Raw genomic sequence first — 13,297 nt, forward strand, 5'->3', positions numbered from 1 at the left:
ACGCCTATCACTGTATCCTTCATCTGCCGTCCTTTCGCGCAGTCGTTTCTTCCAACGACCATTCTGGCACATTGCGATGCCGTGCGGGGAGGACGGCAACCACCCCATCTCCCAGACCTCAGAATTCACGTCTTGTAAAAATTTCGGCTCTTCCCCTGTCTGAGTCCTGATCAGATGCAGAAGCAGAGCATGATAGGCCGCCCGTTCGTTCAGGGACGTAACAGGATATTTTATCAGGTCACGTCGTTCCGCCACCGTGAAATGACTCCATTGTCGAAGACTGAGCTTCACCCCACACAGGTCGAGCTTCATACGCACAACCATCGGGATACACCGTAATGTGTCGGCAAAATCCATTTCAAACCTGAAAAGATGCGTTTCACGCATGCGGGTCCTCGTTTCACAGAGAAGGCGCATGGGCGTGGAGCAGTCTGGCGTCCGGAGAATCTGTCCAGAACACAAGATTGCCGCACTCGTCATGGTCCAGCCACCCGAGCGCCGCCATGTCGTTTATGATCCACTTGATATCCGGGAACTGAACTTCCCCCCCTGCAAAACCAAGTGTTTCCTGAACAGTGCCACCCGGAAGAATGCGAAATGTCGCCTCCCGAGGCAGTGTCAGACCACCTTCAGACAGAGGAAGAGCCAGAATTTCCGCGATCTCCTCTCTGTGTTCAGGCATCCGGCAGAAAGACAGGCTCTCCTGCATGGCCGAAAACATGCGTCGGGCCGTATCCGCGCTTCTGAACAGAGCGTCCGAAACCACAAGCATCTTTTCAAGATGATCTGGAAGAACCGTGGAGGAACCTCCGACACAGAAAGCCAGACCAATCTGTTCCGCCTCCATTCCCCACGGTGCGCCGACACAGCACCCATCAATCTCTTTTTCCGAAAAGGCGCTGATCATGTCAGTCGGCGGCATGACCAGAATCTCGACCTCGCGGTCCATGTCGACATCGATCATTTTCAGAAAACGTCTCAGGATCAGAAGATGGGTGGAATAGATGTGAACGACGGCGATACGCGGCTTTCTCCCGATCGCGGCCTGCCAGATATCAAATATCTCCCTCCCCTCCGCGCCCGACTTCCAGACACCCTTCACCGGATTGACGCCGCGGAGCATGATCGTATTGCCACCCCGGCTGATCCTGCTCAGAGGATGCAGCACCGTATCGTGCCCACGGCGTCCGAGCATCGTCATCAGAGCGAGAGGAGCAAAAAGAACAGCCGCGTCCAGACGGTTCCACGCAAGACCGTCAGCTATGTTGGCCCACGACGGTGAGACTACGATCTCGGTTTCCAGACCGTACCGGGCAAAGATGCCCTTCTGTCGCGCCATGATAACCGGAGCACTGTCGGCCAGTTTCAGTACGCCTATACGGATCGGTACGCTCATCATGCATCACCCTTTTTCTGCGCGGCGAGATATTCCTGTGCAACAACGGCGAGTTTACGCGATGTCTGCATGGCGCGACGCTGGAACCAGCGATGCGCCTGAACTTCGCCGGTCTTTTCATTTTCCATGAAAAATCTTTTCGCCTGCTCGATTATCCTCCGTTCGGCAAGTGCACGCTGAGCTTCCGCCAGCTCATCGCGCGCACGACGGAAGCGGCCATAAAGCGCTATGGCAGTACGCAGGAGCGGCTTGACGTCCTGCGGCAGCGCCTCCAGCACGTTATAGGAACAGATACCCGTATCGAACGCTGTCTCCATCAGTTCCACGTCATCCTCATCGACAAACAGGGCAACAGGCCGTTCCTGTGCCGAACGGGACAATGCCCGAATACTGTCCAGTGCATCGCGATCTGCTCTTTCCATATCCACCAGTACGACATCCGGTCCGTGCAGCTGCACCGCATCGATCAGAGCCATTCCGGCGGGAACGGTCAGCACCTCAAGAGAGGTGTCCGCGCGCAGGGTTTGCGACAGCGCCTGTCCACGTTTGGGATTGGCGTCCGCAACCAGAACCTTGAGCGACGCGCGTGACCGGTCAACATCATTCATCAGTAGACATCACGCAGATAGCGCCCCTCGCGCGTCAGGTTCGCAACGAATGCATCAGCATCGCCAGCGGACAGATTGCCGTGACGGGCGACGATCCTGCGCAGGGCCGCGTCCACATCCCGGGCCATGCGCGCCGCATCGCCACAGACGTACACCGAGGCCCCGTCACCCAGCCAGTTCCATAGTTCCGTCCCCGCCTGCTCCATCCGGTCCTGCACATAGATCCGCGCAGGCTGATCACGGGAAAACGCCGTATCCAGACGGGTCAGCAGGCCTTCTTTCAGAAAAGCGTCCAGCTCGTCGCGATAGTAGAAACTCTCTTCTGCATGACGCTCTCCAAAGAAAAGCCAGCTCTTTCCAGAAGACTTCCGTGCCGCACGCTCCTGAAGAAATCCTCTGAACGGCGCGATGCCTGTTCCCGGCCCGACCATGATGACACTCACGCCATCATCCCTGGGAAGCCGGAAATGCGTAGTGGGCTGGGTAAAGACCGGGACAGCCGCGCCGTCTTCCAGCCCGGTGAGCCAGTTCGAACACACACCCGGCCAGGGTGAAACATTGATGCCGACAGTAAGTTCCACAACCCGTCCGGAAATGCGCGGCGAAGAGGCAATCGAATAGAGACGCGGCTGCATACGGCGGAACAGGGAGGGCACGTCCTGCACAGTCACCTTCAGCGAGCCTTCTTTCAGAAGATCGGGCAGAAATCCCGTCTCGCAGCCGCCGAGTGCTGCCAGCATGGCCTTGTTGGGTCTGGAAAGATCGAGATGCCGCACAAGCGCTTCTCTCAGCCCCACCGTACCACATCCACGCAGCACGACGGGAACATCCTCCGGAAGCCCGAGCCCGGAAAGGACTGTTTCGACGGTAGCCTCAGGATTGCACGGCCATATGCCAAGCGCATCACCCGGCTCCCACTCCAGACCGGTCTCACTGAGATCAAGACCGATCCGCCGTGTGTCCCTCTCACAGTCAGCCGAACAAAGGCGCTGGTTGATACTCAGCCGCGCCATGACCGGCGCTTCACGTGTGCCGGAGGCGGGAGCGGGAACTGTCTCCACAGTAGCAGGGGCAGCAGGGGCAGCAGGCGCGGGCGCAACGTTTGACTGCCCCAGAGCCACCAGCATGGCCCCCCGCCACGTTTCGACCTCATCGTCAAAATCCGGTTCGCAATCGACGCGTTCCAGAAATGGTGTCGCACCCAGTTCCCGAAGCCGTCCGTCCAGAGCGCGCCCAAAACCGCAGAAATTCGCATAGGACGAATCACCGAGCGCGAGAACGGCGAAGGTCAGATCGGTCATCGGTGTCTCCCGCTCCCTGAGCCGGTCCCAGAACGGTGCGGCACAGTCCGGAGGATCACCGTCGCCAAAGGTGGAGACGACGAAAATGACTTTACCTGGAAGCGTTCTGTCAGGGGCAAAGTCCGCGAGACATTTTGCTTCCGCTTCATGTCCCGCTTCCTTCAGCCAAGAGACAACCGTGCCGGACAGTTCTTCTGCCCGTCCGGTCTGCGACGCCCACCACACCGTGACGCCTGGCGCTGCCGAAAGCGCCTCCTGTGCCACAGCCGGTGCAGCCCCGGTGTCCGTACGGACACGACTGTAGAGACCAGCCAGCAGACCGCCAATACGGCTGCGCGCCTGTGGTGACAGAGGGGCCGAGGCTGGCAGAACGGGCAGTTCCCCGTTTGCTGGCGGAGAGAGCTCCAGCCCGTCAAGAAAGCCGCAAAGCCAAACCTTACCCTCTTCGGATATGGACGCGACAGCAGAGCGAGCCGACTGTTCGAGACCAAGCTGGCTGGCAAGGGAACGCAGGGCCATGGTCTGATATCCTCCATTGAGCAGTGCCGGCCTGTCGGCATCCGGAGACACCGGTTTTTCCACACGTTCCAGTGTCACCGCGCAGAGCTTGAAACCCGGCTGCAGCGAAACAGGATCAACGGCGTCGGATGTAACGGTATTGACCGTCAGATCCGCTCCAAACCGGTCGTTCCAATGGAAAGGTGCGAAACACGTACCACCTCGCACACGTGAGGAAATCTGCACCGGGAGCACGATCTGGCCGCGTCGGGACGTGATCCGTACGCGGTCATCCTGCGCGAGACCCAGTTTCAATGCGTCTTCCGTCGCAATTTCCACAAAGGGTCCGGGGTTGAGCCGGTTCAGACTGTCCACGCGGCCCGTCTTGGTCAGCGTATGCCACTGATGCTGCAAACGTCCGCTGTTGAGAACGAAAGGGTAGTCAGCGTCCGGCCATTCCTCCGGGCGCATCCAGGGGCGGGGCCAGAAGACGCCTCTGCCATCGGCCGTGGCGAACACAGGCCCGCTACCGTCGGGACGCAGGTAACGGATCGGATGACGGAGCTTCGTGTCGCCCGCGGGCGCAGGCCACTGCACCGGATTTTCCCGTAACCGGGCATGGGTCACGCCCGCAATATCATAGCCGGTTTTCGGGTTGGTGAAGCGACTGGCTTCCGCGAAGACATCCGCCGCAGACGTAAAGGCGAAATCCTTCCCGAACCCCATGGCCCGCGCCACCCGGGCGATGATGTCCCAGTCCGCCAGCGCTTCGCCCGGTGGCGTGACGGCCTGCCGGGCCAGCGTCATGGTGCGGTCGGAATTGACCAGCACGCCGTCCGCTTCCGCCCACAACGCGCCGGGGAGCAGGATATCCGCAAAGGCCGTGGTTTCACTGTCCGCGAACGCATCCTGCACGATCACGCACTCCGCCGCTTGCAGCGCCCGCACAACATGCCCGCGATTGGCGACCGTGGCGACCGGGTTGGTGCAGATCACCCAGCAGGCCTTGATCTCACCACGCTCCATTGCTTCGAACATGGCGATAGCGCCGTTTCCGCCAACATCGCGCAGGGTCCCGGAGGGAAGCGACCACACGTCTTCCGTAAAAGCGCGATCGGCGGCGACAAGCGCGTTGCGCTGTCCCGGCAGGCCCGGCCCCATATAGCCCATCTCCCGCCCTCCCATAGCGTTGGGCTGCCCGGTCAGTGAGAACGGACCGCTACCGGGGCGGCAGATGGTGCCGGTGGCGAGATGCAAATTGCACAGGGCGTTGGTGTTCCATGTGCCCGCCACGCTCTGGTTCAGGCCCATCGTCCAGAGGCTCATCCACTCGCCGGCTTCCGCGATCCACGATGAGGCGGTAAGAATGTCCTCCATGGGGAGCCCCGTGATTTCCGCCACCATTTCCGGCGCATAGTCGGCGAGGAATGTCTCCACGGCATCCCAGCCCGTGGTGGCGCGGGCGATAAACTCCCTGTCTATTGCGTCATTTTTTACCAGAAGATGCAGAATACCGTTGAGCAGCGCCAGATCGGTGCCGGGACGGATGGGAAGATACAGATCGGCCTTCTCTGCCGTCGCCGTTCGGCGTGGATCGACGACGATCAGCTTTGCCCCCGCCCGCTTGCGATCCATGAGACGCAGAAACAGGATCGGGTGACAGTCGGCCATGTTTGCGCCGATGACAAAGAACAGATTTGTACAGTCGAAATCTTCATAACTGCCCGGAGGGGCATCTGCGCCGAAAGAGAGTTTGTAGCCGGTCCCGGCGGCGGCCATGCACAGTCGCGAATTGGACTCGATATGCTGGCTGCGGACAAATCCCTTTGTCAGCTTGTTGATGAGATACTGCGCCTCCAGCGACATCTGGCCGGAGACGTAAAAAGAGAGAGCATCCGGACCATGCTCATCAAGAATGGTCCGCAGTCTGTCTGCCGTGGCCTCGATCGCCTGCTGTACGGGAACAGACACGACTGCTCCGCCGCGTTCAGGGCGAAGGGCCGCCTGTTTCAAACGGAAATCGGAAGAAACGGGCTTGTCGCAGGAACTGCCCTTGGTGCACAGGCGACCGCCATTCGTGGGGTGCGCGGTATCACCGCGCACCCTGGCAATCCGTCCGTTCGCGACTTCCAGAATGACTCCACACCCGACCCCGCAATAGGGGCAGACGGTGCGGATCTCTTCCTTCCCCATCGCCACGTCAGGCGGGAACAGGTTCCGGGAAGGCGTCGGTCATTGCTTTCTCCCTGATCTCAACTTTCCCATCAGACAATCGCACTTCCCATGTCCGTAGACGCACAGCGGGATCTTCCAGACATTGCCCGTCTTCCAGCCGGAAATGCTGCTTGTAGAGCGGCGACGCCACCACCAGTTGCCCTTTCAGGTCTCCCATGATGCCACGCCCGATGACATTGGCGTTCGAGAACGGGTCATGATTGTCGATGGCATAGACCCGCGCAGGATCAGTCTTGGTCGCGGGCAGGAAGAACAGAGCGATCTGGCTGCCATTATACCAGGCCACGACACCGGATTTCTTGACCAGATCGTCCTCGCCACACAGCACGGTCCAGTCTGACGGTCCTGCCGTGACAGACGTTTCAGGCAGGTTGTCTGCTGGTTTGACCTGATCCCGCTCAGGCACGGTGCGGATATTCGGATCAGGCCGTGCGTCATTCACGAATGTACGGAATCTCTTGAGCTTTTCACGATCCGTCAGCGCATCACGCCACTCACAGTGATAGCGATCCACAACCATCTGCATCTGCTGTTCCAGTTCCTCACAGATGCCGAGGCTGTCATTGATGATCACGTCTTTCAGATAATCCAGGCCGCCCTCGAGGTTTTCGCGCCAGACGGATGTCCGCTGAAGCTTGTCGGCAGTGCGGATATAGAACATCAGGAATCGGTCGATATATTTCAGAAGCGTTTCCGCATCGAGGTCGGTTGCGAACAGTTCTGCGTGGCGCGGCCGCATGCCGCCATTGCCACAGACATACAGGTTCCAGCCATTCTCGGTGGCGATGACCCCCACATCCTTGCTCTGGGCTTCCGCGCATTCGCGCGTGCAGCCTGAAACGGCGAACTTGAGTTTATGAGGCGATCTCAGTCCCTTGTAGCGGTTCTCAATATCCAGCGCCTTGCTCACGCTGTCCTGCACGCCATAGCGACACCATGTGCTGCCAACACATGATTTCACCGTCCGTGTGGATTTTCCATAGGCATGGCCTGTCTCGAAACCGGCATCGAGCAGTTCGGTCCAGATTTCAGGCAGATCATCAAGCTGGGCACCGAACAGATCGATACGCTGACCGCCGGTGATCTTGGTATAGAGGCCGTATTTCTTTGCGACCTGTCCAAGAACGATCAGTTTTTCCGGCGTTATTTCACCGCCCGCGATACGGGGAACGACAGAATAGGTACCGTTCTTCTGCATGTTGGCCATGAACGTGTCGTTCGTGTCCTGCAATGGAATATAAAGCGGGTCCGTGATCGGCTTGTTCCATGCCGAGGCCAGAATGGAGCCCACTGCGGGCTTGCAGATGTCACACCCCAGACCGCCATTGCCATACTGCGCCATCAGGTCTTCGAACGTCTGGATTCCATACACACGGACAAGCGAATAGAGTTCCTGTCGCGTATAGGAAAAATGCTCGCACAGACTGCGGTCCACCGTAATGCCGCGTGCTTCCAGTTCCGTCTCGAACACGCTTTTGAGCAGGGAGGCGCAACCACCACAGCCGGTGCTGGCTTTCGTGCACTGTTTCAGACTGGCGAGGTCCGCACAGCCCTCATCAATGGACGTGCAGATCGCCCCTTTCGTGACATTATGGCATGAGCAGATCATCGCCGTGTCCGGCAGCGCGTCCGCTCCGAGCAGTTCCGCCCCTTCCCCACGCGGCAGGATCAGCGCGGCGGGATCTGCTGGCGGCCTGATACTGTTCTGCACATACTGAAGGATCGTGTCGTAATAGGTATTGTCGCCAACCAGAACCGCACCCAGCACGGCTGAACCGTCCGCCGAAAGCACGAGACGTCTGTAGGAACCATTCACCTCGCCGATGAAGCGATAGCTGCGGCTGCCGGGCGTCACGCCGTGTGCATCGCCGATGGAGCCGACATCCACCCCCAGAAGCTTGAGCCTGGTGGACATATCCGCGCCGTTAAAGACATCATCATCACCTGCCAGCGCCGCAGCCACAGTACGCGCCATGGTGTAACCCGGTGCGACCAGACCGAAAACCATACCGTTCCAGCAGGCACATTCACCAATCGCGAAAATGGCCGGGTCGGACGTACGGCAGCTATTGTCAATAACGACACCGCCTCGCGCTCCAGTAGCCAGTCCACATTCGCGGGCCAGCCGGTCCTGTGGCCGGATACCGGCGGAAAACACGACAAGATCGGTTTCATGAAATGTGCCGTCGGCAAAGACCAGACGATGGCGGTATGTTTCGCCAGCGATGATCTCCCGCGTGGCGTGGGCCGTGAGCACCTCGATACCGAGCGCCTCGATGCGCTGTTTGAGCGCCGCTCCCCCTTCCTCATCAAGCTGGACAGGCATCAGACGTGACGCAAATTCGACAACTGCCGTAGATAATCCCAGCCCCGTCAACGCATTGGCCGCTTCCAGTCCCAGAAGACCGCCTCCGATGACCACGCCACGCGATGCGCCATCCGCTGCGTCACGGACCATGTCCAGATCGTCAAGTGTGCGGTAAACGAGACCTGCCGTGCCGGTATTTCCCGGAACGGGAGGCACGAACGGCGTGGAGCCAGTTGCCAGAATGAGCGTGTCGTAGGACAGGAGACCTTCATCGCTTTTCACGGTTTTCGCGTCGCGATCAATGTGCGTTACCCTTACGCCCCGATGCAGGGTCACGCCGTGATGCAGGTGGAAGTCCTGCTGGTGCAGACAGAGCGCCAGCGCGTCCTGTCCACTCATGTAATCCGTCAGGTGGACGCGGTCATAGGCGTCGTGCAGTTCGTCGCCAAAGATATGAATGGTGCGAGTTTCATGCAGCCCACGCATCACGAGCTGCTCGACACAGTAATGGCCGACCATACCGTTTCCGATGATGACGATATTTCCTGCTGTAGTCATGATCGTTTCTCCTGATGGACAGCCATTTCAGAACTTGAACTCCACGGTCTGCATGTAGAAAGCACCATCTTTCGCCCCCGCGTTTCTCATTCCACGCGACGCCACGAGGCCGGCGATGTCATGCGTCCATGTCCAGTGCGGCGCGAAGTTCCACGCCACCTGCGTCTGAGGGGTAGCGCCAATGAAACCACCAGACAGATTGTTGCGCCAGCTATAAATCTTGCCGGTTCCGTAAACCGCGTCCTGCGTACTTTCCCGCCAGAAGAACGGCACATGCAGCTTTAAAAGCACATGCGGCAGAGGCGTGGCGCTGATGACAGGTCCGACACCGATCAGGTTCTGCGATGTCAGCGCCAGCGTCACGTCATTATAGTAAGGCAGTGGGAAATAAGGCGTGGCGAATGTTCCCACGGCGCCATCCTTGCTGTGGTAGGAGCCTCCCGAAAACATGTCTGCCTGCAAGGAAAAAGATGGTTTTTCCTTGAGACTTTTTTCCGTCCAGCCGAATATGCCGTTCACCGCATAGGCGCGCACCGGGCGCGTGGGGTTGCCCTCTCCGGCCGGGCGGAATTCCCCTCCCTGAAAGACACCGGTCAGACTGACGTCGAAAGGTCCGACATTCCCCCACAACCGAAGCCCGGCATTGTCCCGACGGGTCGAACCAGCCTGTGTTCCGGTGGTTGTCGGAGTGGCTGCGGGCGCGCCGTTGAACAGGTAGCCGAGGAAGAAAACGTCAGCAAAAAGCTGACTCTTCGTCCCCATTACAGAGAAGTTCGGCAAGGCTGTTGACGTGTAAACGCCATACATCCGGGCGCTGTAGTTTGTACCATCTGCAAAAACGTCTTTGGGCAGCTTGTTTGTCTGCATGAAGTCAAACAGATCGACCCTGAACCGATTCCAGACCGCATAGCCGCGAAACCCGTCCCATGTCTGCTGGGCATTTGTGAGATCACGGGCAGACTGCATGGATACGGGCGCATCCAGAAAAACCTGTCTTCCGCCGATCACCCCCATTTTCGCCCCGAGCAGATTGCCCTTTACTTCAAGAATACCCTGCTGGAGATCGAGGCGTTCCCGCTGTGCTCCTGTCTGATACCCATAGTAATTCGAACCACCTGCGACGCCCCAGAGAAATTCGGCGTAAGCCCGCACATGCTCGCCAACATGCAGGTCGGCGCCATACTGGCTGCGCAGAAGCACCCTGCTGGCATTGGTTTTACCGGCAGTTCCCATCATGGGCTGATTTTCGAAGATGTAGCGCAGCCGCTCCTCGCCGTTAAGGGACAGCCAGATATCGCCCTTATCCGTCAGAGGAATGTATTTCAGCCGATTGAACCAGTCATCGCGCTTCTTTTTTTGCGGCATGACGGCAAGACCGCTCCAGTCCTCAGCCCATCGGGGTTGGCCCGGAGCACCAACGGTCCCGAATCCGGCAGCCACACTCTTCCCTGCATTGAAAACACCCCAGTCTGTGGCATGAGGTGGCGCAGGAGGAGTGGTTGCCGCTTTTTTGCGTGTCTGTAGAGCGAGCGGACTGCCGGCTCTCTGGGAAAGGACAATCTTTCCATTGTCTGCCTGCGCAGCATCAGCCCAGGCTGTCTGACCCAGACACAGTCCAGCCACGACACCCGTTGAAAACACGGGACGCGCCACGGGTAAAATAGATGAAAATATACGGATCAACGAATCATGCTCCGGAACTGATGGCAAGGGAGCAGTTAAAGGGCGCCGGAAGCGCCCGCTTCTGTCAGCATTTCATCTGCGCCCGCCGTCCAGCGACGGCGGCAGACCATGACGCAGGCAAACGCCGCCACGGCGACCAGGGCGAAGCACAGAAAACCCGGGCCATAAGAGCCCGTCATCTGCCGTGCGGCTCCAAGAGAGGACGCAAGATAGAAACCGCCCACGCCACCACTCATACCGACCAGCCCGGTCAGGATACCAACCCTTGTCGGAAAGCGCGTTGGCACAAGCTGGAAGACGGCGCCATTCCCCAGCCCCAGAACGAGCATGCCGAGGAAAAAGGCCGGAAAAGCAAGCCATATCGTAGGCAGACCGAACCCGATCAGGGCAAAGATGATGGCTGCCAGCGCATACAGAATGCTGAGCGTGCGTTCCCCACCAAACCGGTCAGCCAGAGCGCCCCCCACTGGACGCACAAAGGAGCCCACAAACACCACAAACGCCGTACAGGTTCCGGCCACAGCAGGAGCGAGACCATACTGATCATTGAAATAAATGGTCAGAAAGGAAGCCAGACCGACGAAACCACCGAATGTCACACCATAGAAGAACATCAGCGCCCAGCAGTCCGCACTCCGCAGAAGCGGAAGCCATGTGACGAGACCGCCTCCCGCCGGACGTTTCGGCGGTTCACGCGACAGAAAGCAAAACGCAATCAGAACGGCAGTCAGCGGCAGGGTCGCCAGTCCGAGAACATTGACCCATCCATACAATGCGGCGAGACCGGGAGCGAAAAGAGCGGCCAGTGCCGTTCCGGAATTCCCTGCTCCCGCAATACCGAGAGCCGTCCCCTGATACTGCGGAGGATACCAGGCGGAAGCGAGAGGCAGGGCCATGGCGAACGACGCGCCCGCCACCCCCAGCACGAGCGCCACACCAAACAGCGCGCCATAACTGTGCGGAGCGATCAGCCACGTCAGCGCAAGGCCAGCGATCACAAGGATCTGAGCTGCAATCGCCACACGGCGCGGACCGAAATGATCGACAAACGCGCCGCACACCACACGCAGCAGAGCACCAGCCAGAACCGGTGTCGCCACCAGAAGACCTTTCTGACCGGCATTGAGATGCAGGTCATGCGCGATCGAGATGCCCAATGGCCCGAGCAGGACCCAGACCATGAAGGACACATCGAAGTAAAGGAATGCCGCCAGAAGGGTACGGGGGCTTCCTGCTTTCAGAAATCCTTTGTCCACGTCATCGCATCCAGTCTCCGTCTGATGAGTGGAGACGCCTTGTTCAGGCACGGAGACCGTCATTGGCCATCCGGAGGTGTCGTGTTTTGTGCTATCGTTTCTTCACTGTTCATCACCATTAATGAACAGACATACAGAGAACCATATCACTGAAACCATTTTGCACACATAATATTGCGGTGTCAAAATATTTTATCGACCTTGTCCTCGAGTCCGTGACTGCGCACGCAGCGCTCAGGGTCCATTAATCTGACAGAGGGGGGAGGAAATCTGCTTCAAGTTCCGTGACGGCAACTGTGTTTAAACGACGGGGCTAATGCGCCACGGCAGGCCTGTTTTCAGGACAGCATTTGCGATTGTGACGAGACGCCGCGCAATCGCGATGATGACCAGTTTATGTGGCTTGCCCCGCTGTTTCATGCGCTTTGCCACAGCTTTCAGAACCGGATTATGACATGAAGCTGCCAATCCGGCCTGAAACAGGACATGGCGGAGAGATCTCCGTCCCCCTGAAATGACACGTTTCCCGCGCATCGCGCCGCTATCGTGAGACATTGGTGCAAGTCCGGTCATGGCAGCGGCTTCGGTCGCTGTCATGCGGCCGGGTTCTGGCATTTCTGCGAGAAGCATGGCGGCTGATACCGGGCCGATACCGGGGATGGAACGGAGAAGTTCTGCTTTGGCAGAGAGTTCTTTGCCCTGTGCAATGACTCCTTCAATCCGTTGTTCGAGCTCGCTGATCTGGCTCTCAGGAAATGCTTTGAGACTGCTGTCCATATCCTCCGGTTCAGCGCTCACACCCTGCTTGCGACGCGCCGAAATCTGGGCAGAAAGCCGTTTACGCGCGTCTGCCATCTGAGCTCTGCGAACCGTTAATGCCCGGAGAAGCTGACGTTTTTCATCTGGCAGTGCTCGGCCGGCCTCTGGGCGGACAACCATGAAGCGCGCAATCAGTTCCGCGTCGATCTGGTCGGTCTTCGCTCTCTTCCCCATGGAGAATGCGAAAGCCTTGATTTGTGCTGGTGGCAACTGGACCGCATTGATCCCCATACTTATGAGAACACGCCAGAGTGCCCATTCCTGTCCGCCTGTGGCTTCAAACCCAACCTTGAGACCGTCAGGCATACTCTGAAGGGTTTCCAGTAATCTGGCATAGCCATCAGGTGAATTTTGCAAACGGAATCTCTGTTTTCCGGGCAGACAGAAGCCATCAAGCCAGTCTCGGGACACATCTATTCCGATGATGGTTTCCGCAGACATATCACTCTCTCTTTCTTATGTTCGCGGTCCCGGAACCGGGCCGCCGTCAACTGTTCGAGACGGTGAAGAGAGGCGAGATCAGCCTGCTAGAGGGTGTTATGTACTTTCGTTTCTGAATGGTGCAGTAAAGATGGATGATTACTGCGCGCAGGCCGTATCCCTCTGATGTCAGTGATGAAGAATGGTCTCTGATT

The 13,297-nt window shown here is 58.5% G+C and carries 8 protein-coding genes; all 8 read right to left on the reverse strand.

Features of this window, described 5'->3' with window-relative positions:
• Positions 1 to 312: nitrate reductase associated protein (locus GOB85_RS17130; protein ID WP_242011602.1), on the reverse strand; the 312-nt coding region annotated here is incomplete at its 3' end.
• A gap of 88 nt (positions 313 to 400) precedes the next feature.
• On the reverse strand, positions 401 to 1,396 hold the full coding sequence (locus GOB85_RS17135; protein ID WP_173578660.1) for a CmpA/NrtA family ABC transporter substrate-binding protein: 996 nt from the start codon (positions 1,394 to 1,396) through the stop codon (positions 401 to 403).
• On the reverse strand, positions 1,396 to 2,004 hold the full coding sequence (locus tag GOB85_RS17140; RefSeq protein WP_173578657.1) for an ANTAR domain-containing response regulator: 609 nt from the start codon (positions 2,002 to 2,004) through the stop codon (positions 1,396 to 1,398). Before GOB85_RS17140 ends, GOB85_RS17135 begins: the two co-directional genes overlap by 1 nt.
• Positions 2,004 to 5,996 (reverse strand): bifunctional nitrate reductase/sulfite reductase flavoprotein subunit alpha, encoded by a 3,993-nt coding sequence (locus GOB85_RS17145; protein WP_173578656.1) that lies wholly within the window; start codon positions 5,994 to 5,996, stop codon positions 2,004 to 2,006. The genes GOB85_RS17140 and GOB85_RS17145 overlap by 1 nt, the downstream gene beginning before the upstream one ends.
• 7 nt (positions 5,997 to 6,003) lie before the next feature.
• Complete coding sequence (nirB, locus tag GOB85_RS17150; protein WP_173578655.1) at positions 6,004 to 8,904, reverse strand: nitrite reductase large subunit NirB; 2,901 nt, start codon at positions 8,902 to 8,904, stop codon at positions 6,004 to 6,006.
• Between the two features lie 27 nt (positions 8,905 to 8,931).
• A complete protein-coding gene (locus tag GOB85_RS17155) occupies positions 8,932 to 10,587 on the reverse strand; it encodes an alginate export family protein (protein ID WP_242011603.1) in 1,656 nt (551 codons plus the stop codon).
• 35 nt (positions 10,588 to 10,622) lie between these two features.
• The gene (locus tag GOB85_RS17160) at positions 10,623 to 11,843 is read right to left on the reverse strand and encodes an MFS transporter (RefSeq protein WP_173578658.1); all 1,221 of its coding nucleotides are present in this window, start codon (positions 11,841 to 11,843) and stop codon (positions 10,623 to 10,625) included.
• Positions 11,844 to 12,143: 300 nt separating this feature from the next.
• Positions 12,144 to 13,103 (reverse strand): IS110 family RNA-guided transposase, encoded by a 960-nt coding sequence (locus GOB85_RS17165; RefSeq protein WP_173578654.1) that lies wholly within the window; start codon positions 13,101 to 13,103, stop codon positions 12,144 to 12,146.
• Between the last annotated feature and the right edge of the window lie 194 nt (positions 13,104 to 13,297).

Source organism: Acetobacter fallax, assembly GCF_011516735.1.
GTDB classification, from domain to species: Bacteria; Pseudomonadota; Alphaproteobacteria; order Acetobacterales; family Acetobacteraceae; genus Acetobacter; species Acetobacter fallax.